We start from the raw sequence: 20,361 nt of genomic DNA, 5'->3' as shown, positions 1-20,361 counted from the left end.
ATGATCGAACAGGAGGAAGAGCCATGTGCGACCCACGATCGCTGACCGAGGTGCGACGGAAGGACCGCCAGGTCGAAGACGACGCGTTCATCCGCAGCCTGCTGCATCGCGCGCCGATGGGCATCATGGCGACCGTGCGCGGCGGCCAGCCCTTCATCAACAGCAACATGTTCGTCTTCGACGAGGCGGAGCACGTCATCTACATGCACAGCGCCCGCACGGGCCGCACGGCATCGAACGTGGAGGCTGAGGATGCGGTGTGCTTCAGCGTGACGGAGATGGGACGGTTGCTGCCCTCGGAGCGCGCGTTCAACATGAGCGTCGAGTACAACGGCGTCGTCGTCTTCGGGCGGGCGCGTCTTGTCGAGGACCCGCTGGAGAAGCGATGGATGCTCGACCTGCTGGTGCGGAAATACTTCCCGCACCTGGCGCCGGGCGACGATTATCGCCTGCCGAACGACGACGAACTGAAGTTGACGGCGGTGTATCGCATCGTGATCGACGAATGGAGTGGCAAGCAGAAGAAAGTCGAGGACGACTTTCCCGGCGCGTTTCGTTACGGCGAGCACGGCGCCGCACGTGGCTCCTCGACGACGCGCGATGAATGACGAGCGCATCAGAGGATCGGAGATGATTGTGGCTGCTGACGTGACGACGGAATCTGCGGAAGCGCGGCTGAGGGCACTGGGGCTCGAATTGCCGAAGATGCCGCCGCCGGCCGGCACGTACCTGCACGCGATCGTGAGCCGCGGCGTCCTCATGACGGCCGGCCACATTCCGTTGCGCGCCGACGGCACCGCGATCTTCGGGCGGTTGGGCGCGGACCTCGATGCGGACGCGGGGTGCGAGGCGGCGCGCGTCGCGGGGCTCGGCGTGCTGGCGACGATCCGCGATGCGCTAGGGACGCTCGACCGCGTGTCGCGCTTCGTGCGGGTGTACGGCGTCGTCAACGCGACGCCGGAGTTTCTGCTGCACACGAAGGTGATCAACGGCGCGTCCGACCTCTTCGTCGAGGTGTTCGGCGAAGCGGGGCAGCACGCGCGTCTTGCCGTCGGCGTTGCTTCGCTGCCGTTCAACATCGCGCTGGAGGTGGAGGCGACGATCGAAGTGCGGGAGTAGCGTCGACTATTCGCCACAGATGAACCGGTTATCCGCAGATGGAACAGATGAGGACAGATTGGGGAGGGTCGGCGCCGTACGGGGCGAGGGGTTGTCCGCAGATGGAGCAGATGAGGACAGATTGGGGGAGTCGGTACAATTCCTCACGAGCAGGTGGAGGAGCAGATGCAGGGCGAAGTCGTTTCGGTGAACAGCAGTCCTACGGGCGGCATCGGCAAGGATCCGATGCCGGAGATCAGGCTGATCGCGGGTCATGGCGTCGAGGGGGACTTTCACGCGGGCGCGACGGTGCGGCATCGCTCGCGCGCGGCGAAGACGCCGGAGCTGCCGAACCGGCGGCAGGTACACCTGATCCATAGCGAGTTGTTCGACGAGATGGCGGCGCTCGGCATTGACGTGCAACCGGGGCGGATGGGCGAAAACATCACGACGCGCGGCCTGTCGATCCTGGAGCTGACCGTCGGCGCGCGGCTGCACATAGGCGAGAGCGTGGTGGTCGAGATCACCGGTCTGCGCACCCCGTGCACGCAGCTCAACAGCATCGACGAGCGGCTGCTGCAACAGGTGGCACGCAAGCTCGAAGACGGGAGCATCATGCGGAAGGCCGGCATCATGGGGGTGGTGGTGGAGGGTGGCGTCGTGCGCGCCGGGGATGCTATTCGGGTTGAGACGCGTGAGGGTGTGGGGGTGCGGCTGGAGCCGGTGTGATGGATGTGAACGGCGACAAGCCTGCCCTAGCGCGCCTCGAACGTGTCGACCTCCGCACTTACTGGTCATCAGAACCGTACGAGTTCACACCTTGGCTCGCGAGGCCAGAGAACTTAGCCGTTCTTGGCGAAACAATCGGGATCTCGCTCGAGGCGAACGCGGAGGAGAAATTTGTTGGCCCGTACCGAGCTGACATTCTTTGCCAAGATACGCTGACGGGGCACTTTGTCGTGATCGAGAATCAGCTCGAGCGAACAGACCACATACATCTTGGTCAACTGTTGACGTATGCCGCAGGGCTCGAATGCGTGACTATGATTTGGGTGGCTGCGCGGTTCACAGACGAGCATCGGGCCGCGCTTGATTGGCTGAATCGAACATCGAGTGGTGGAATCAACTTCTTCGGCCTCGAGATCGAGCTTTGGCGAATAGGGGGCTCGGCACCGGCGCCTCGATTCAACATCGCAAGTCAACCGAATGGCTGGCAGCAACGCGTTAGCCGCGCAGCAGCCACCGACAAAGAGCTGTCCCCAACTGCTCAGCACCAGATGGAATTCTGGTCGGCGTTTCGTGAGTACATGTTGGAACGAACCAGCCCGATCCGAATTGGGCAGCCGATGTTCCCATCTGAGATGGCGGTTGCCCTTGGTCGAACGAACTTCACGCTGGTGATTCTCACCAACAACGATTCCGTGCGGCTCAAGCTCGTGCTAGGCGGCCCAGACTCGAAGCCGCACTTCCACTTGCTTCAGAGAGACGCCGCCGCGCTTGAAGCGAGACTCGGTCAACTAGAGTGGCTGGAGAACCCGGGTCGGATCGAGAGTCACGTCATGCAGAGGCTGAGCATTGGCCCAAACCAGCATGACGACATATTCCGTGAACTTGCCGAGCGAGTTGAACTCTGGGTTGCCGAACTCAAACCCAGATTACGGGCCCTCAATGCCAGCGACTTCGTAGCCAATCCCTGAGAGAGAGCGAGCTCTCTACTCAAACTCCCACACGCCGCCGTCTTTGAAGGTGCGGAGGATGCGGCGGGCTACGACCATGCGATGCACTTCGTCCGGGCCGTCGTAGATGCGGGCGGCGCGCGCGTTGCGGTACATGCTCTCGAGCGGCGTGTCGCCGGAGACGCCGCGGGCGCCGTGCACCTGGATCGCGCGGTCGATGACGTCGTGCAGGACCCTGGCGCCGAAGAACTTGATGATCGAGATCTCGGCGCGCGCTTCGTCGCCCTGGTCGATCTTTTCGGCGGCGGCGAGTGTGAGCAGGCGCGACGCCTGGATCTCGGCGGCGGAGTCGGCGATCCAGTTCTGCACGGTCTGCTTGTCGGCGAGCGGGCCGCCGAACGCCTCGCGCTTGAGCGCGTAGGTACACATCAGTTCGAACGCGCGCTGCATCTGTCCCAGCCAGCGCATGCAGTGATGGATGCGCCCCGGCCCGAGGCGCCGCTGCGCGATGCGGAAGCCATCGCCGGCCTCGCCGAGCGTGTTCGTGACGGGGACGCGCACGTTGTCATAGATGATCTCGCAGTGGGCGCCGTCGGTCTCGCCCATGACGGGCACGGGCCGGACGATGTTGAAGCCGGGCGTGTCCGTCGGGACGATGATCTGGCTCATGCGGCGGTGCTGCTCGGCTTCGGGATCGCTGACGGTCATGACGATCGCGAACGACGCGCCGATGGCGCCGCTGGTGAACCACTTGTGGCCGTTGATCACCCACTCGTCGCCGTCGCGCAGGGCGCGCGTGCGCAGGCCCGTGGGGTCGGCGCCCGACACTTCGGGCTCTGTCATCGAGAAGCAGGAGCGGATGTCGCCGGCGATCAGCGGCTTCATCCAGCGCTCCTTCTGGTCGGGGGTGCCGAACTGGTGCAGGATCTCGGCGTTGCCGGTGTCGGGGGCGGCGCATCCGAAGGCGCGCGGCGCGAAGGGGCTGCGGCCGAGGATCTCGTTGACGTAGGCGTAGGCCAGAAAGCCGGTGCCGGTGCCGCCGGCCTCCGGGCCGATGAACATCGCCCACATGCCCATCGATTTGACGCGCGCCTGGAGGTCTTTCATGAGGGCGGCGGCGTTCGCGTCGTGCTGCTGGAGGGCGGGCTCGTTGGGGATGATGTGCTCGTCGAGGAAGGCTTTCGCCTGCTTGCGTTGTTCTTTGATTTCGGGGGTGAGTGCGTTGGGCATGGGGATCTCCTTCGTTGTGAGAGGGGGATCGTACCGCGGCAGGTCCTTAAGGTCGCCCATTGGAGCGAGGGAGCCATAGTTGCGAGGGGCGTCGAAACGTGTCAATCAGAGCGAAGCGAAGAGTCTCTCTCGTGCGGCTGCGCCGGGATACGCTGCTTTGGCCGGACGTCGCCATGAGCGTCGCCAGCGAACCAGTCATGGGCGAGATCAGCCCGGCCAGGATTCTCCGCTTCGATCAGCGCGATCTTCTTCGATCGGCTCAGACCTTTGATCTGCTTCTCCCTGGCGATCGCCGACAGCGCGTCATCGGCCGTCTCCGCGTAGACGAGCATGGAGAGGTTGTAGCGGCGCGTGAACCCGGGTGAGCGCTTCGACTTGTGTTCGTCGACGCGTCGGGCGATCGCGTTCGTGACACCGACGTAGAGCGTGCCACGCGCGGCGTTCGTCATGATGTACACATGGAATGTCTTCATTTGCGGCTACCAGGAGAGAGATTCTTCGCTTCGCTCTGAATGACGCTGTTTTGCTTCGCTCTGAATGACGCTGTTGTTCGCTTCGCTCTGATGCGCGTTCGTCGTGAGGGTACGCGAGGAATTGCCTTCATGCGTGGCGACCACGAGAGAGATTCTTCGCTTCGCTCTGAATGACGCTGTTCTTCGCTTCGTTCGGAATGACGCTGCCTTCGCTTCGCTCGGAATGACGGCTGCGCTCAATTCACGCAGACGATGGAGCAGTCGGGGCCGTGGTGGCGTTCGGCTTCGGTGAGGGCGGATTCGACGGACGGGGAGTGGTCGAAGCCGATGTGCTGTGGCACCGCCGGATCGAGTGCGCCGGCGACGATGACGCGTGATGCGTGCTTGAGGCGGCGTAGCGGATGCGTCGCGAGGATCGCGTGGACGGGGTGGAACGCGACGCCGTTGCGGTAGCGGTCGATGTAGCCGGCATGCGTGGCGAACTCGTCGGTGTGCCTGCGCATGATCTCGTACGGGTCGCGTGTCGCGGGTAACACACGGTCCCAGGCGTCGCGGTACGAGGGGTGGTGTTCCATGTCCCACGCCTCCGGACACGGCGTCGCGAGCACGACGGTGCAGCCGGGTTTGCCGAGCGCTTCGATGTAGCCGCCGAGATAGCCGAGGCCGGACGATATCAGCGTCAGGATTGGGTTCATCTGGCCGAAGACGGCGTACGGGCTCCATGCGGGGAGGCCGTAGACGACGACATCGGCGGGCTCCGATTGCGAACGACGCGGCGCGTTGCGTGAGGCCATGACGTCGAGCGCAGCGGCGCGCGTTTCGGAGACGCCGCCCGCCCAGACGTGCGCGATCCTCGTCGGCGACGCCTGCACGCACTCGATCTTGTACATGCGCTTGCCGAGTGAGGCTTCGAGGTGCGCGCCCATCTCGTTGAGCACGTCGTGCATGCGGTTGTTGAGCACGGACATCGACATGCCGTCGGGGTGGTGGGTGTGGCGGATGGAGCGCCATGTCGATAGCCCGACGGCGATCGACTTCCAGCCGCCGCTGAATCCCAGGTGCAGGCCGGCGTTCACGTACACGCAGAGATCCGCTTCGGCGGCGTGACGGGAGAGTTCGACGTCGTAGCCGCGCGGCGTCGTGCCGAGATTGACGATGTTGTCGCGATCTTCGGCGTCGTGGCAGAAGAGGCGCTCGCCGAAGCGGTCGACCAACTCCTGTCCGATGATCGTGGCGAGTTCTTCACGCGTGAACTTACGGTGCAGCGCGTTGGCGCAGATCAGCCGCACATCGTCCTCGCGGACGCCGGCATCGACGAGTTGCGCGAGGATCGCCTCGATGGCGACGCGGCGGATCGGGCCGAAGGACGTCACGGTGGGATCGTCGAAGGCGATGGCGACGCGCGAGCCGGGGCGCACGAGTTCGCGGATCGGCGGCAGGCCGAGCGGTCGATCGAGGGCCTGCCGGATCGTCGACTCCAGGTCAGCGACGGGCTGGAGGCCGCCGCCGGAACCGGCGCCACCGCTGCGCGCGACGACGCGCGCCCGTGCGGGGAGTTCGGCATCGATGGTGGCGTCGCCGAAAGGGAGGGTGATGGTGGGCATGGCGCGACGGTACCACGCGGGGCGGCGGGGCGACCAGCCGTCGTCTGGTCGCCTGGTCGTCGGTCGTCGGTCGTCGGGATCGCGGGTGGAGTTTTCGGGCCTACGGCGGACGGGACAGGCAACGGGCCATACGTGATGCTGGGGCGCGCGCGTGTCAGACTGGATCACTTGCGCACGTGATAGGAGGAGTTATGCCCGAAGGCGGAATCCTGGCGATCTTTGCTCATCCAGACGACGAGACGTTCGGCGTCGGCGCGACGGTCGCGCGATACGCGGACCGCGGCGTGCCGGTGACGATGGTCTCGGCGACGCGCGGCGAGGTCGGGGAGATCTCGCCGGGGACCGGCGCGACGCCCGAGACGCTGGCGGACTATCGCGAGCAGGAACTGCGCGATGCGATGACGATCCTCGGCGTGTCCGACGTGCGCTTCCTGGGCTTCCGCGACTCGGGAATGAAGGGGACGGCCGAGAATGAGCATCCGGACGCGCTGATGAACGCCGCTGCCGACGATGTCGTCGAAGCGATGGTGCGATTGATCCGCGAGACGCGGCCGCGGATCGTGGTGACGTGGGACGAGAGCGGCGGTTACGGCCATCCGGACCACATCGCGGTGCATTTTCACGCGAAGGAAGCATTCAGCGCGGCGGCGGACGCATCGCGTTACGCCGGGGCCGGCGCGGCGTGGCAGGCGAACGCGCTGTATTACACGGCGATCCCTATGCAGGAGTTCGGCCGGCTGATGCAAGAGATGCAGGAGAGCGGGATCATGGAGCCGAACGTCGCGCAGGAGGAAGGCATCGACGACTTGCCGCGCGTCGAGCCGAACTGCGTGATCGACGTACGCGATCAGTTCGAACGCAAGGAGCGCGCGATGGTGGCGCACCGGACGCAGATCTCCGACATGAATCCGTTCATGAAGCTGCCGGTCGCATCGCGGCTGCGCTTTTTCGGGCGGGAGTGGTTTCATCGCGCGCACCCGCCCGTCGCGGACGGCGTGATGCTCGACGATCTGTTTGCGGGGTTGGAGTAGAGGACAAACAAACAACAGACAACAAACAACAGACAACAGACAACAGAGGGGACGGCGTGGGCGCGCGTCTCGGACCCGGCCGGAGACGCCGTGGCGTGCACATGTGCCCCGCGCTATATCGTTCGGTGTGGTGGACGCGGCGCTTCGTTCGCTTCGGGGCAGGGTCGGGTCGATGAGGCCCCGAAGGCTCGGGGTTCGGGGCCTCATCGACCTCAGACAGGCGTCCCCTCGATGTTGGGGACGAGGCGGCGACGGAAGCGGAACGGTGAGCGGCGGGGCGGCAAACCGCCGTCTGCCGCCGCCGTCTTCCGCTCGTACCGCGCCACACGGTGATAGCTGCGCGCACGGATCCTGCCGGGCCGCTCCTCAGGACGGGCGACCGCGACGGGGTCGGCGGAGGTGAGCGCAACGATGTGTTCGACCGCCTTCTGCTTATCGAGAATCAGCATTGAAGTGGGCGAGTTCCTGGCGGACGATCTGGCTGACGCGCTGCCGCGTGACACCGAAGTGTTCCGCGAGCCGCGACTGCAGGCCCCATCTTCCGCCGTTCCCGGCCACTCCACGCTTGATGAGGACACGCGCCGCGATGCGGAGCTTCTCGGTCCTCGTCAGCTCGTCGAGGTGTCTTTCCTCCTGCAACGTTGGTGTGAGTTCGACAGACATCCTTGCCCCCTGTGAACGCCCGCTGCTGCGGGCCGCGCCGTTGGAGCTTGTCGTTGCGGTTTGACAAGCAGGGTCAACTTTACGTCGAGCGTCTCACGAGCCGATTACGCGTCTCTCACCAGCTTTTTCGAATCTGGAGATAGCCAAACCGAAGCGCAAACCGTGGGAATTAGGGCGCCCGCCTTCCCGTTATGACGGAGGGTTGTGCGAGGGCATCGCGGCTGCAACGATGGATCGTGCCGAACGAAGAACGCGCGCTGGACGAAGAGTTGCTCGAGCATGTCGCGCAGTACGGCGTGGGGCGGATTCGGCGTCATATCCTGCTCTGCGCCGACCAGACGGAGCCCAAGTGCGCGCCGCGCGAGCAGACGCTCGCCGCGTGGGAGTTCCTGAAGCGCAGGCTCGTCGAACTGGGGCTCACGGCGGGGGCAGGCGTGGTGTATCGCACGAAGGCGAATTGCCTGCGCATGTGCGCGCAGGGGCCGATCGCGCTCGTCTACCCGGAGGGCGCGTGGTATCACTCGGCGAACGCAGACGTGCTCGAGCGGATCATCCAGGAGCATCTGATCGGCGGGTGCGTGGTCGAAGAGTTTTGCTTTGCGGTCGACCCGCTGGGCGGCGCTGCGGAGTAGCTTCGACGGGGCGACCGGTGCCCTGGCCGTGTGTGAGGCGGCGGGATTCTCCTACGCGAGGGTAAGCATGGACGACACGGACCGCGTCGCAGCGGGCTACGACGCCGTTTACGGCGCCATGTCAGACAGCCCGACGTTCCACAAGATCTGGCGTACGCATGCGACGGGCGAGGATTACCCTGCGGGGTTCGAGCACATCAGTTTCCTGACGCTCGCCGAGATGCAGACGATGGCGGCGGCACTGAACTTGCGCGATGGCGACACGCTCGTCGATCTCGCGTGCGGCATGGCGGGTCCGGGGTTGTGGATCGCGCGGGGGGCCGGCGCGGGGCTCGTCGGCGTCGATATCTCATCGGTCGCGCTGGCGGGCGCTCGCGAACGAGCAGCATCGCTGCAACCGGCGCCCGTCGCAAGGTTCACGCAAGGATCGTTTGCGCAGACCGGACTCGATGCTGGATCTGCGGCCGCCGCGATCAGCGTCGACGCGCTGCAGTACGCGCCGGATAAGCGCGCCGCGCTCCACGAGATCGCGCGCATTCTTCGGCCCGGCGGGCGCCTGGCGTTTGCGTGCTTCGAGCTGGAGCCGGAGCGCGTCGCCGGCGTGCCGGTGCTTGGAATGGATCCGGTGGCCGATTACAGCCCGCTCCTGGAACAGGCAGGGTTCGACGTGGTGAGCTGCGCCGAGACGGCGGGCTGGCGCGTACGGCTGACGCAGGCATACCAGGCGATCGTCGATGCGAAGGCGGAGCTTACCAGCGAGATGGGCGAGGCCGCGTACACCGCGCTGGCCGGAGAGGTGACGCTGACGCTGCAACTGCAGCCGTATCGCCAGCGCGTGTTCGTGAGCGCGCAGAAGCGCTAACACGCGGCGAAGACGATGCAAAATGGGCGCTCGTCGCGCCCCTTTTTTTGTTTCAAGTGTGGCCGTAGAGCTACTCGCCGCCCTCTTCGGGCTTGGCACCTTCGGCGGGGGCAGCGCCCTCGGCGCCTTCGGCCGGCGCCTCGGCGCCCTCTGCAGCGGCCGCCGCCTCTTCCTCCTCAGCGGCCGCTAGCCGTGGCGCTGCGACGCGAGCGACGACGACATCGGGGTCGGTGGTGACGGTGACCTTCGTCTCGTCGATGTGCAGGTCACGCACGTGGATCGATGATTCGAGCTGTGTCAGGACGGAGACATCGGCCAGGAACTCGGCGGGGATGTCACCCGGGAGCCCCTCGACCGATACCGACTCGATCATTTGCAGCAGCACGCCCTGCATGTCGGAGACGGCGGAGGATGAGCCGGTGAGCACGACGCGCACCTCGGCCTTCATGGTCTCGGTCATGGAGACCTGGAAAAAGTCGATGTGCAGGATCTGGCTCGTGACGGGATTGCGGCCAATGTTGCGGACGACAACGGTCCGCGGCGCCGCCTCGCCTTCTACCGTGAGGTCGATGATCGCGTTGCGGCCGGCGGCGCGCAGGAGGTGCGTCAGCTCCGCCGTGTCGGCCTGGACGGCAGTGGAGTCGACCTTGTGGCCGTAGATGTTGGCGGGGGTGACGCCTGAGCGCCGGAGCGCCTTCACCTTCTTACCGAGCACGGTGCGAGGAGCGGCGCTGAGTGAGTTGTTCGCCATGGATTCGTTGACTCCCGAAAAAATAGAGCCCAAAGGCCCACGAGAGGGTAACAAGGCGTCTGCGGCGGGTCAAACGGAGCGCGCGGACCTACTTATCGAGCAGCGCCGCTACGCCGGGGAGTTCGCGGCCTTCGAGGAAGTCGAGGGAGGCGCCGCCGCCCGTGGAGACGTGCGCGTAGCGGTCCGCGAGGCCGAGGTCCTGCACCATCGCGACGGTTTCGCCGCCGCCAATGACGACGGTGGCGTCGGAGCCGGTGAGGGCGCGCGCGATGGCGTGCGAGCCGTGCGCGAACGGTTCCCACTCGGCGACGCCGAGAGGGCCGTTCCAGACGACGGTGTTCGCGCCCGTGAGCTTCGCTTCGTAGTCAGCGACGGTCTTCGGGCCGATGTCGAGGATCAGCCAGCCGTCGGGCACGTCTGCGATGTCGACGGTGCGTGACTGTGCGTCCTCCGCGAACGTATCGGCGATAACGGCGTCGACAGGCAGCCCGATCGTCAGATTGCGGCGCTTCGCGTCTTCGATGATCTGGCGCGCGGTGTCGAGCTGGTCGTCCTCGACGAGCGACGCGCCGACCGAGACGCCCTGCGCCTTGAGGAACGTGCTCGCCATGCCGCCTCCGACGAGCAGCGTATTCACCTTCGACAACAGGTGCTGCAGCACACCGATCTTCGAGCTGATCTTGGCGCCGCCGATGATGGCCGCGACCGGCGGCTCGGGATCACCGACGATGCGCCCCAGGAAGTCGATCTCCTTCTGCATCAAGAAGCCTGCGACCGCGGGCAGGTGTTTCGAGACGCCAGCGGTCGAGGCGTGCGCGCGATGCGCCGTGCCGAAGGCGTCGTTGACGTAGACATCGGCGAAGGACGCGAGGGCGCGGGCGAGCGCGTCGTCGTTCTTCTCTTCGCCTGGCTCAAAGCGCACGTTCTCGAGCATGGCGACGCCGCCAGGCGGCAGGGACGACGCGACGTTCTTCGCGGAGTCGCCGACGACGTCGGTCGCGACGGGCACGGGGGCGCCGATCAGTTCGGCGAGTCGGGCGGCCACGGGCGCCATGCGCGCCGACTCGACGATATGACCGTCGGGACGGCCGAGATGCGAGACGAGGAGCGCCTTGGCGTTGTGCTCGCGCAGGTAGTTGATCGTCGGCAGCGCGGCGCGGATGCGCGTGTCATCGAGGATGCGGCCGGTTTCTTTGTCGATGGGTACGTTGAAGTCAACGCGCACGAGCACGCGCTTGCCGTCCACATCAATGTCGCGAATCGTCTTCTTGTTCATGCGCAGGCCTCGCCCGGGGCCGCTGACGTGACTATCACGAGTATGCGCCCCCTATCTCGATCGGTGCGCGATGGCGCGAGAGATTCTTCGCTTCGCTCTGAATGACGATGGCAGTGCATCACGACCGGCGGTGGACGAAGAACGACGCGAGCGCCTCGATCTCTTCGCGGCGGTCCGGGTTGAGTTCCAGCGGGCGTAGCGACTCGATGGCCTGCGTCGCCCATTGTTCCGCCATCGACGTTGCCGCCTGGCGGGCGCGGACGGAGTCGAACAGGGTGAGCACGTCGGCGACGGCGGCGTCGGAGGGCGCCGGCGATGCGTAGATGCGCTCGAGCTTTTCGAGCGCGGCGCCTTCGAGGTGGTCGAACGTGAAGACGACCGGGAACGATTTCTTTCTGGCGCGGATATCGTCCGCGGCGGACTTTCCCGTCTCGGACGCTTCGCCCCAGATGCCGAGCACGTCATCCTGGATCTGGAAGGCCATGCCGAGGCGGATGCCGCACATCGCAAGCGCCGCGACGGTCGCGTCATCGGCGCCGCCGGCGATGGCGCCGATGCCGGTGGATGCGCCGATGAGCGCTGCCGTCTTGCCGGCGATCATGGCCTCGTACTCGTTTTGCGAGATGCGGTCGCGCCGTTCGAAGTTGATGTCCGCGTACTGGCCTTCACACAGCGCGATGCAAGCGTCGTTGAGCATGCGCGATGCCGCGAGCACGCGTGCGGGCGGCACGCCGGCGTCCGCAAGATCGACCAGCGTGCGCTGGGCGATCACGAACAGTCCGTCGCCGGCGTTGATCGCTTGCTGAACGCCGATGAGCTTCCAGAGCGTGGTGCGGCCGTGGCGTGTCTCGCTCGCGTCTTCGATGTCATCGTGGATCAATGAGAAGTTGTGCAGCAGTTCGATGGCGACGGCGGCGGGCATCGCGCGGGAGGCATCGCCGCCTGCGGCCTCGCAGGCGAGCAGTACTAGGGCGGGACGCAGCATCTTGCCGCCGGTCGATTCGGCCGGCTTGCCCTCCGCGTCCTCGAAGCCGAGGTGATATCGCATGAATCGCACATGTTCGACGCCCGGGCGTTCGAGCGCGTTGCGCATGCCGGCGAGGACGGGGTCGCGGTACCGCGACAGCGCATCATCGACGCGCTGCAGGTCTGGCGGGGCGAATCCGGGCGTCACGGCGAGGCGTCGCCTTCCGTCATGAGCTCGAGCAGGTTGCCGAAAGGATCGCGGACGTTGAAGCGCCGCCGGTTGTAGATCGTCGGCTGGTCGATGATCTCGATGCCGTGATGCGAGAGGCGGTCGCGCCACGCGTCGATGTCATCGACGATCAGTGCGGGATGGCGATCGCCGGTCTCGCGCGGCGCGTCGGGGCGTGCCTGAATGTGCAGCTCCGTCGTGCCGAACGAGTACCAGATGCCGGGACGTTCGCGCAGCTCCGGCGGGCGCGGCACCTCGCGCAGGCCGAGGATCTCGGTGTAGAACTTCCGCGCCGTCTCGAGGCCATCGGCGGGTACGGTGACGGCAGCGTGCTGGAGCCGAATGATTTGCGGCAAGGCGTGGCCTCCCGTCCGATCCTAGATCACCTCTGCGGCGCCCGCGAGCGCGTCGCGCAGCATCTCGCGGGTGATCTCACCCTCGCGCAGGACGCGCACCTGCGCGGGATCCGTGACGTCGACGATCGTCGAAGGCTTGCTGGTGGCGACGGGCGCCGCATCGACGACGAAGTCGACGACGTCGCCGAGTTGTTCGCGCGCGGCCGCGGCGTCGTGCGTCTCCTCGCGACCGGCGATATTGGCGCTCGTGCCGGTGAGCGGGCCGAGTTGGAGCGCGATCTCACGCAGCAACTGGTCGGCGGGCGCGCGCACGGCGATCGTGTCGCCACCTGCCGCGGCGCGGGTCCTGAATGTCGTCTGCCCGGGCAGGACGAGCGTGAGCGCGCCGGGCCAGAACAGCGAGGCAAGCAGCCGCGACGTCGCGTTCATCCCGGCGATGAGTTCCGCCTGCTCGAGCGAGCCGACGAAGAGGGGCATAGGCTGCACGGGGTCGCGGACCTTCGCCTGGTAGACGCGATCGACGGCGGCGCTGTCCGACGCGACGGCGATCAGGCCGTAGACGGTGTCGGTCGGCATGGCGACGATGCCGCCCTGCCGCAGCACGTCGATGGCGTGGCGGAACTGTTCTTTCTCGTCCAAACGCTTATGTCGATGAGCAGAAAATATTGACCGTGCGAGCGGCATCGGACTAGACTGCATCCACCGCCCTTCATGCGCACAGGATACGTGATGTCCGACGAGCAGAGTTCCCGCCGCATTCGCGCTTCGGGTGATGTCGAGGTTTCCACGTACCTGGAAATCGCCCGCGAGAAGAGCGGCGAAGCCCCCGCGGAGCAGCAGCCGGCGCTCCCGATTCAGCCGGAAGCCGTCGTGGTCATCGACTTCGGGTCGCAGTTCTCGATGCTGATCGCGCGTCGGATCCGCGAGTGCCGGGTGTACTGCGAACTGGTGCCGCCGGACACGCCGTGGGAGCAGGTCGAGGCGATGCGGCCGCGCGGCGTCATCCTCTCGGGCGGGCCGGCGAGCATCTACGAGTTCGACTCGCCGAAGATCCCGACGTGGGCGTTCGAGAAGGACCTGCCGATCCTAGGCATTTGCTACGGGATGCAGGCACTGACCTATCAACTCGGCGGCAGGGTCGCGCCGGCTGAGCAGCGGGAGTACGGCCATGCCGTCGTACACCAGGGGGACATCGACTCGCCGCTGTTCGACGGACTGCCGGCCTCGATGCCCGTGTGGATGTCGCACGGCGACCGCATAACGCAGATGCCGCCGGGATTCTCCTCGTTCGCGTACTCGGACAACTCGCCGATCGCGGCGATGACGAACGGCGCCGGGATGATCGGCATCCAGTTTCATCCGGAAGTCGTACACACGCCGCACGGCAAGCAGATCCTGGAGAACTTCCTGTACAAGGTCTGCGGCTGCAAGGGCGACTGGACGGCGGGGAACTTCGTCGCGGACAGCATCAACCGCATTAGGAAGCAGGTGGGCGACGGGCGCGTGATCTGTGCGCTTTCGGGCGGCGTCGATTCGGCGGTCGCGGCGACGCTGGTACACAAGGCGGTTGGGGACCAATTGACGTGCATCTTCGTCGACAACGGCCTGATGCGCCGCGAGGAACCCGAGCGCGTCGTCGATACGTTCGAGCGCCACATGGACATGAACCTGGTACACGTCGATGCCGGCGAGCGCTTCCTGACGCAGCTTCGGGGCATCACCGACCCTGAGCAAAAGCGACGCATCGTCGGCGAGACGTTCATCCGCGTGTTCGAGGCGGAGGCCGACAAGATCGGCAAGGTCGACTTCATCACGCAGGGCACGACGTATCCGGACGTCATCGAAAGCGCGACGGGGCACGGTACGGCGGCGAAGATCAAGACGCACCACAACGTCGGCGGTCTGCCGAAGGAGTTGACGTTCGAGCTGATCGAACCGCTGCGCTTCCTGTTCAAGGACGAGGTGCGGCAGGTGGGACTCACGCTCGGATTGCCCGACGAGATGGTCTACCGGCAGCCGTTCCCGGGTCCGGGGCTCGCGATCCGGATCATCGGCGAGGTAACGGCGGAGCGCGTGGCGGTGCTGCAAGCCGCCGACTGGATCGTCATGAACGAGATCAAGAAGGCGAAGCTGTACCACGAACTGTGGCAGTCGTTCGCGGTGCTGACGGACACGCGCTCGGTCGGCGTGATGGGCGACTACCGCACGTACGGGCACGTCGTGGCGCTGCGGGCCGTGACGGCGGAAGACGCGATGACGGCCGACTGGGCGCGGTTGCCGTACGATGTGATCGCGCGGATCAGCAGCCGCATCGTGAACGAAGTGCCGGGCGTGAACCGTGTTGTGTACGACGTCACGTCGAAGCCACCGGGCACGATCGAGTGGGAGTGACCCGATGACGACCGAGCACGCACCGAGCACGAACGGACGCGCCCACACGAGCGACACGAAGTCCGACGAGCCGGGTGAAATCGAGGCACCGCCGGCGGCGGAGAAGCAGAGCGGCGTCGCGAGCCGTCTTGTCATGCCGTTGCTGCTGGTGGCGGTGGCGTTCGTCGTGCTGCGGCGGCTGAACCATGGCGGCGCCGTCTCATGAACGTACTGGTGATCGGCGCGGGCGCGCGCGAACACGCGATCGCGTGGAAGCTGCGCCAATCGGCGAAGGTCAGCGACCTGTTCGTGGCGCCGGGCAACGCCGGCATCGCGCAGGTCGCCGAGACGCTGCCGCTGGCGATCCCGAAGCCGCACGCGCCGGACGCAGAGGTGGCGGCGTTCTGCAGCGCAGTCGTTGCGATGGCGCGCGAGCGACGCGCCGACTTGGTGGCTGTCGCGTCGGATGACCCGCTTGGGCTGGGGCTGGTCGATGCGCTCAAGGCTGCCGGCATCACCGCGTTCGGACCGACGAAGGCCGCGGCGCGCATCGAGGCGTCGAAGGCGTTCGCCAAGGAGATCATGGAGCGCAACGCGATCCCGATGAGCGTCGCGGCGCGCTTCGACGACTTCGAGCAGGCGCGGCGGTACGTGGAGTCGCGCGATAGCGACGTCGTTGTCAAGGCAGACGGGCTCGCCGCCGGGAAAGGCGCGATCGTCACCGATTCGCATGAGCAGGCGATCGAGGCGCTGCGCTCGCTGATGGTCGAGCGCTCCCTCGGCGCGTCGGGGCGCGTCGTCGTGATCGAAGACAAGCTGAAGGGCCGCGAAGTAAGCGCGCACGCGTTCACGGACGGCAAGAGCGTCGCGCACATGCCGTTTTCCTGCGATCACAAAGCGATCTTCGACGGGGGCGCCGGGCCGAACACGGGCGGCATGGGCGTGTACAGTTCGCCCTCATGGCTGGACGCTTCGACGGCGGACGCGATTCGCCGCGACGTGACGGAAGCGGTCGTGCGGGGGCTCGCGGCGGAGGGGTCGCCGTTTGCGGGCGTCATCTTCCCGGGGCTGTTCGTGACTTCCGACGGGCCGCGCGTGATCGAATTCAACGCGCGCTTTGGCGACCCGGAGGCGGAGGCGCTGTTGCCACGACTGCAGTCTGACCTGCTCGAGATCATGCTTGCCTGCGCGAACGGCACGCTCGACGCGATCGATGTGCGCTGGCAGGACGGCGCCTCGATCGCGGTGATGCTCGCTTCGGGTGGATACCCGGGCACGTACGAGACTGGCAAGCCGATCAGCGGCCTGGAAGACGTCGATAGCGACGTCACGGTGTTTCACGCGGGCACGCGCATCGAAGATCGGCGCTTCGTTACGAACGGCGGCCGCGTCCTCGCCGTCACGACGACGGCGCCGACGTTCGCCGAAGCGCGCGAGCGCGTCTACCGCAATGTTGAGCGGATCGGCTTCGGGGGCATGCACTATCGCCGGGACATCGGCGCGAGCGAGGCGGTGCGGGCGTGAGCGCGCTCGTCGCCGTGCTGATGGGATCGAAGTCCGACATGGACGTTATGCAGACCTGCATGGACACGCTGACGAAGTTTGGCATCGAGCATGAAGTGCACGTGATGTCGGCGCACCGCGCCCCTGACAGGGTGCGTGAGTTCGTGTCGTCGGCGCGCGAGCGCGGGTTCGAGGTCATCATCGCAGCGGCGGGGGGCGCGGCGGCGCTGCCGGGCGTGTGCAAGGCGTACACGCCGCTGCCGGTGATCGGCGTGCCGCTGGCGTCGAGCGAGTTGAGGGGCATTGACGCGTTGTACTCGATCGTGCAGATGCCGCCGGGGATGCCCGTGGCGACGGTGGCAGTGGGCGCGTGGGGTGCGCGCAACGCCGCGACGCTGGCGGCGGAGATCCTGTCGCTGAAGCACGACGACGTGCGGGCGAAGTACGACGCCTACCGCGAATCGCTGAGTACTGGTTAGACTGGGCGGTCCCAGCAAGCTCCGAGAGCATCACCCATGACGTCAGCAGAAGTGAATTGAAAGCCGGCAACGCGACGGCTTCGTGCAAGGTTTTTCGATGATCGAGCGGTACACACGCCCGGCGATGGGCGCGATCTGGGAGGAGAAGGGTAAATTCGACCGCTGGTTGCAGGTCGAAGTGGCGGTCGTCGACGCGTGGGCGGACGCCGGGCGCATCCCGGCGGCCGACGCGGCGAAGGTGCGGAATGCCACGTACGACATGGACAGCATTATGCGCTACCTGGACGAGACGCATCACGACGTGACGGCGTTCCTGCGCTCGGTCGCCGACAGTCTTGGCGACGAAGGTCGCTGGGTACACCTCGGGTTGACATCGTCCGATGTGTGGGACACGGCGACGGCACTGCAACTCCGCGACGCGGCGACGCTGCTCGAGGAGGGGCTGCACGGCCTGCGCGACGCCATCGAGAAGCGGGCGATCGAGTTCAAGGACACGCTGACGATCGGGCGGACACACGGCGTACACGCGGAGCCGACGACGTTCGGGTTGAAGCTGGCGGGATGGGTGGCGGAGGTGCGGCGCGCGCAGTCACGGCTCGCCGAGGCGAAGGCGCAGGTGGCGTACGGCAAGATCAGCGGCACCGTGGGCGCGCACGCCACCGTGCCGCCGGAGATCGAGGAGAAGGTGTGCACGCACCTGGGGCTTACCGTCGAACCGGTGAGCACGCAGATCGTGCCGCGCGACCGGCATGCGTTCTTCATGACCACGCTCGCCGTGATCGCCGCATCGCTCGAACGGTTTGCAGTCGAGTTTCGGCACCTTCAGCGCACAGAGGTGCGCGAAGCCGAGGAGCCGTTCTCGGAGGGTCAGACGGGATCGAGCGCGATGCCGCACAAGCGCAACCCGGAGCTGGCCGAACGCATCTGCGGGCTTGCGCGCGTGGTGCGCGGCAACGCGATGACGTCGCTCGAGAACGTCGCGTTGTGGCACGAGCGTGACATCTCGCACACCTCGACGGAGCGCATCGTGCTCCCCGACTCGTGCATTCTGCTCGACTACATGATCGCGGTGATGACGGACATCGTGCGCGGCATGAACGTGTTCCCGGAGCGCATGCGGGAGAACCTGGAGATGACGCAGGGGCTCGTGTTCTCGCAGAAGGTGCTGCTGGCGCTCATCGAGACCGGCATGTCGCGGCAGGACGCGTACAAGATCGTGCAGCGCGCGTCGATGCAGGCATGGCACGACCGGACGCCGCTGCGCGGGCTCCTCGAAGCCGATCCTGACGTGACTTCTCGGCTCGAAGCTTCCGCGCTCGATGCGATCTTCACGTACGACGACTACACGCGGCACGTCGACGATAGTTTCAGACGTTTGGGGCTCGTGTGAAGGTCGACCTTCGCGGGCCGATGACCATCGGCGAGATCATCCGCTCCGCGGTACAGGCGTACAGGTCGCAGTTCCTGCCGTTCTTCCTGATCGCGCTGGCGACGGTGCCACTGCAAATGCTGTCCGCAGTGATCACCGACCGCATCAGTTCGGAGGAGACGGAGAGCCTGGTGGCGATACCGTTGCAGATCGCGACGACGCTGGTATTCCTGCTGACGGTCGGCGCGCTCGTATTCGCGGCGAACCGCGTCGCCGATGGCCAGCCCGTCGAGGCGGGGGCGGCGCTCGACCAGGCATTCGCGGGCTTCGGACGCATCGTCACGACGCAGTTCCTGTACGCGGTGCTGACGATCGCATCGATCGTGGTGTTTCCGTATACGGGCTATCGTTACTGGCAGGACATACAACGAAACGAGCCGCGTGGCGCGTGGACGGTGCTCGGATTGCTGCTCGGCACGTTTCTTTACTTCTCTGTGCGGTGGACCTTCTCGATCCAGGAAGTGATGCTCGCAGGGCGCCAGAACTGGGCAGCGCTCGATGCGAGCGCGGACCGTGTCGTCGGGCATTGGTGGCGGACGCTGGGTATCGTGCTCGTCGTGTCGATGGCGGTGATTCCGGCTTCGGTGTTCGCGGCGAATCCGGCGGAGATACCAATCCTTGCGGCGGCGACGGTGGGCAGCCTGCTGCTTGCGTTCGTGCTGCCGTTCGTGATCATCGCGCAGACGTTGTTGTATTTCGACTTGAAAGCGAGGGAGCAGAGCGATGTCAGTGTTGTTTGAGTCGCCGTTGCCGAACCGCACCTATCGAGGCAAGGTGCGAGATACGTATGACCTGGGCGACCGCCTGCTGATCGTGGCGACGGACCGCATTTCGGCGTTCGACGCCGTGTTGCCGACGGCGATCCCCGACAAGGGGAAGGTGCTGAGCCAGATGTCGGCGTGGTGGTTCCAGCGCACGGCCGAAGTCGTGCCGAACCACTTCCTGCGCCTAGCCGACGGTACGGCCGCCGACGACTTGCCATTCGAGTTGCCGGCAGAGCTGCTCGGCCGCAGCACGATCGCACGCAAGGCGAAGCGCGTCGATGTCGAGTGCATCGTGCGCGGGTATCTTTCCGGATCGGCGTGGGCGGAGTACAAGCAGTGGGGCACGGTCAACGGCGTGCGGATGCCGAAGGGCATGACGGAGAGCGAGCAGTTCGCAGAGCCGATGTTCACGCCGACGACGAAGGCCGACGAGGGACACGACGAGCCGATGACGATGTCCGACCTGATCCAGGACGTGGGGCCGGAGGCGGCGCAGGTGCTGCGATTGCGCAGCATCTCGCTGTACCAGTTTGCGGCGGCGTACGCGCTCAAGCGCGGCATCATCATCGCGGACACGAAGTTTGAGTTCGGCTACTACGACAACGAACTGATCGCGATCGACGAGATCCTGACGCCGGACTCGAGCCGGTTCTGGGCGGTCGCGGATTACAGGACGGGCGGGCCGCAGCCGAGCTTCGACAAGCAGTACGTGCGCGATTGGCTGGCGCAATCGGGCTGGGACAAGGAGCCGCCCGCGCCCGAGCTGCCGCCGGACGTCGTGCAGGGGACGTCGGAACGGTATCGCGAGGCGCACCGGTTGCTGACGGGTCAGGAAGTGGTGTAGGCGCGGCGCGCGCCTACACCAAACGACAAACAGCAAACAACAAAGCGGACGCTTGAGTCTGAGCGCCAACGATCGTGATCGCCCAAAGAGCGCTCGTCGACCTCTGACTTCCGACGTCCGACTTC

Annotated in this window: 24 protein-coding genes; 14 read left to right on the top strand and 10 right to left on the bottom strand. The window is 66.1% G+C overall.

Features of this window, described 5'->3' with window-relative positions; all coding sequences use genetic code 11:
- Positions 1 to 23 precede the first annotated feature (23 nt).
- The 4 genes from WEB52_03655 to WEB52_03640 all read left to right on the top strand — a co-directional run bounded on the left by WEB52_03655 (position 24) and on the right by WEB52_03640 (position 2,795).
- Positions 24 to 608 (top strand): pyridoxamine 5'-phosphate oxidase family protein, encoded by a 585-nt coding sequence (locus WEB52_03655; protein MEX2225529.1) that lies wholly within the window; start codon positions 24 to 26, stop codon positions 606 to 608.
- Positions 609 to 636: 28 nt separating this feature from the next.
- Positions 637 to 1,119 carry a RidA family protein gene (locus WEB52_03650; GenBank protein ID MEX2225528.1) on the top strand — a complete coding sequence of 161 codons (483 nt, stop codon included), beginning with the start codon at positions 637 to 639 and terminating at the stop codon, positions 1,117 to 1,119.
- A gap of 153 nt (positions 1,120 to 1,272) precedes the next feature.
- Complete coding sequence (locus WEB52_03645; GenBank protein ID MEX2225527.1) at positions 1,273 to 1,827, top strand: MOSC domain-containing protein; 555 nt, start codon at positions 1,273 to 1,275, stop codon at positions 1,825 to 1,827.
- On the top strand, positions 1,827 to 2,795 hold the full coding sequence (locus tag WEB52_03640; GenBank protein ID MEX2225526.1) for a DUF4268 domain-containing protein: 969 nt from the start codon (positions 1,827 to 1,829) through the stop codon (positions 2,793 to 2,795). The genes WEB52_03645 and WEB52_03640 overlap by 1 nt, the downstream gene beginning before the upstream one ends.
- A 15-nt stretch (positions 2,796 to 2,810) precedes the next feature.
- Here the strand turns inward: WEB52_03640 and WEB52_03635 are convergent, their stop codons facing one another.
- From WEB52_03635 to WEB52_03625, 3 genes are all read right to left on the bottom strand, one after another.
- A complete protein-coding gene (locus tag WEB52_03635) occupies positions 2,811 to 4,004 on the bottom strand; it encodes an acyl-CoA dehydrogenase family protein (GenBank protein ID MEX2225525.1) in 1,194 nt (397 codons plus the stop codon).
- Positions 4,005 to 4,105: 101 nt separating this feature from the next.
- Positions 4,106 to 4,477 (bottom strand): GIY-YIG nuclease family protein, encoded by a 372-nt coding sequence (locus WEB52_03630; GenBank protein ID MEX2225524.1) that lies wholly within the window; start codon positions 4,475 to 4,477, stop codon positions 4,106 to 4,108.
- Positions 4,478 to 4,713: 236 nt separating this feature from the next.
- Positions 4,714 to 6,081, bottom strand: coding sequence for a lactate racemase domain-containing protein (locus tag WEB52_03625; GenBank protein MEX2225523.1), 1,368 nt, complete (start codon positions 6,079 to 6,081; stop codon positions 4,714 to 4,716).
- Between the two features lie 191 nt (positions 6,082 to 6,272).
- Between WEB52_03625 and WEB52_03620 the strand changes: the two genes are divergently transcribed.
- Positions 6,273 to 7,112 (top strand): PIG-L family deacetylase, encoded by an 840-nt coding sequence (locus tag WEB52_03620; GenBank protein ID MEX2225522.1) that lies wholly within the window; start codon positions 6,273 to 6,275, stop codon positions 7,110 to 7,112.
- Between the two features lie 212 nt (positions 7,113 to 7,324).
- Here the strand turns inward: WEB52_03620 and WEB52_03615 are convergent, their stop codons facing one another.
- Positions 7,325 to 7,561: a hypothetical protein gene (locus WEB52_03615; protein MEX2225521.1), complete on the bottom strand. Its 237-nt coding sequence runs from the start codon at positions 7,559 to 7,561 to the stop codon at positions 7,325 to 7,327.
- Positions 7,545 to 7,775: a hypothetical protein gene (locus WEB52_03610; GenBank protein MEX2225520.1), complete on the bottom strand. Its 231-nt coding sequence runs from the start codon at positions 7,773 to 7,775 to the stop codon at positions 7,545 to 7,547. The genes WEB52_03615 and WEB52_03610 overlap by 17 nt, the downstream gene beginning before the upstream one ends.
- 236 nt (positions 7,776 to 8,011) lie before the next feature.
- On the opposite strand from WEB52_03610, the gene WEB52_03605 reads away from it, so the two are divergent.
- Positions 8,012 to 8,407 (top strand): hypothetical protein, encoded by a 396-nt coding sequence (locus tag WEB52_03605; GenBank protein MEX2225519.1) that lies wholly within the window; start codon positions 8,012 to 8,014, stop codon positions 8,405 to 8,407.
- 67 nt (positions 8,408 to 8,474) lie between these two features.
- Positions 8,475 to 9,269 (top strand): methyltransferase domain-containing protein, encoded by a 795-nt coding sequence (locus WEB52_03600; GenBank protein MEX2225518.1) that lies wholly within the window; start codon positions 8,475 to 8,477, stop codon positions 9,267 to 9,269.
- A gap of 70 nt (positions 9,270 to 9,339) precedes the next feature.
- On the opposite strand, the gene WEB52_03595 is transcribed toward WEB52_03600, so the two are convergent.
- The 5 genes from WEB52_03595 to WEB52_03575 all read right to left on the bottom strand — a co-directional run bounded on the left by WEB52_03595 (position 9,340) and on the right by WEB52_03575 (position 13,486).
- Positions 9,340 to 10,020 carry a 50S ribosomal protein L25 gene (locus WEB52_03595; protein MEX2225517.1) on the bottom strand — a complete coding sequence of 227 codons (681 nt, stop codon included), beginning with the start codon at positions 10,018 to 10,020 and terminating at the stop codon, positions 9,340 to 9,342.
- 88 nt (positions 10,021 to 10,108) lie between these two features.
- The gene (locus WEB52_03590) at positions 10,109 to 11,296 is read right to left on the bottom strand and encodes a phosphoglycerate kinase (protein ID MEX2225516.1); all 1,188 of its coding nucleotides are present in this window, start codon (positions 11,294 to 11,296) and stop codon (positions 10,109 to 10,111) included.
- A 118-nt stretch (positions 11,297 to 11,414) separates the two neighbouring features.
- Positions 11,415 to 12,470, bottom strand: a complete 1,056-nt coding sequence (locus WEB52_03585) for a polyprenyl synthetase family protein (protein MEX2225515.1) — start codon at positions 12,468 to 12,470, stop codon at positions 11,415 to 11,417.
- Complete coding sequence (locus tag WEB52_03580; GenBank protein ID MEX2225514.1) at positions 12,467 to 12,847, bottom strand: VOC family protein; 381 nt, start codon at positions 12,845 to 12,847, stop codon at positions 12,467 to 12,469. The genes WEB52_03585 and WEB52_03580 overlap by 4 nt, the downstream gene beginning before the upstream one ends.
- A gap of 21 nt (positions 12,848 to 12,868) precedes the next feature.
- Positions 12,869 to 13,486, bottom strand: coding sequence for an L-threonylcarbamoyladenylate synthase (locus WEB52_03575; protein MEX2225513.1), 618 nt, complete (start codon positions 13,484 to 13,486; stop codon positions 12,869 to 12,871).
- 261 nt (positions 13,487 to 13,747) lie between these two features.
- On the opposite strand from WEB52_03575, the gene guaA reads away from it, so the two are divergent.
- The 7 genes from guaA to WEB52_03540 all read left to right on the top strand — a co-directional run bounded on the left by guaA (position 13,748) and on the right by WEB52_03540 (position 20,236).
- Positions 13,748 to 15,238, top strand: a complete 1,491-nt coding sequence (guaA, locus tag WEB52_03570) for a glutamine-hydrolyzing GMP synthase (GenBank protein ID MEX2225512.1) — start codon at positions 13,748 to 13,750, stop codon at positions 15,236 to 15,238.
- Positions 15,239 to 15,242: 4 nt separating this feature from the next.
- Positions 15,243 to 15,443, top strand: coding sequence for a hypothetical protein (locus WEB52_03565; GenBank protein MEX2225511.1), 201 nt, complete (start codon positions 15,243 to 15,245; stop codon positions 15,441 to 15,443).
- Positions 15,440 to 16,741 carry a phosphoribosylamine--glycine ligase gene (purD, locus tag WEB52_03560; GenBank protein ID MEX2225510.1) on the top strand — a complete coding sequence of 434 codons (1,302 nt, stop codon included), beginning with the start codon at positions 15,440 to 15,442 and terminating at the stop codon, positions 16,739 to 16,741. The genes WEB52_03565 and purD overlap by 4 nt, the downstream gene beginning before the upstream one ends.
- Before the next feature lie 20 nt (positions 16,742 to 16,761).
- On the top strand, positions 16,762 to 17,199 hold the full coding sequence (gene purE, locus WEB52_03555; GenBank protein ID MEX2225509.1) for a 5-(carboxyamino)imidazole ribonucleotide mutase: 438 nt from the start codon (positions 16,762 to 16,764) through the stop codon (positions 17,197 to 17,199).
- A 97-nt stretch (positions 17,200 to 17,296) separates the two neighbouring features.
- Complete coding sequence (gene purB / locus WEB52_03550; GenBank protein ID MEX2225508.1) at positions 17,297 to 18,589, top strand: adenylosuccinate lyase; 1,293 nt, start codon at positions 17,297 to 17,299, stop codon at positions 18,587 to 18,589.
- Positions 18,586 to 19,368 (top strand): hypothetical protein, encoded by a 783-nt coding sequence (locus WEB52_03545; GenBank protein MEX2225507.1) that lies wholly within the window; start codon positions 18,586 to 18,588, stop codon positions 19,366 to 19,368. The genes purB and WEB52_03545 overlap by 4 nt, the downstream gene beginning before the upstream one ends.
- Complete coding sequence (locus WEB52_03540) at positions 19,352 to 20,236, top strand: phosphoribosylaminoimidazolesuccinocarboxamide synthase (GenBank protein ID MEX2225506.1); 885 nt, start codon at positions 19,352 to 19,354, stop codon at positions 20,234 to 20,236. Before WEB52_03545 ends, WEB52_03540 begins: the two co-directional genes overlap by 17 nt.
- The last annotated feature ends 125 nt before the right edge of the window (positions 20,237 to 20,361 follow it).

The organism is Dehalococcoidia bacterium, assembly GCA_040902535.1.
Taxonomy (GTDB): domain Bacteria; phylum Chloroflexota; class Dehalococcoidia; order DSTF01; family JACRBR01; genus JBBDXD01.
This window is presented reverse-complemented; position numbering and strand designations above follow the sequence as displayed.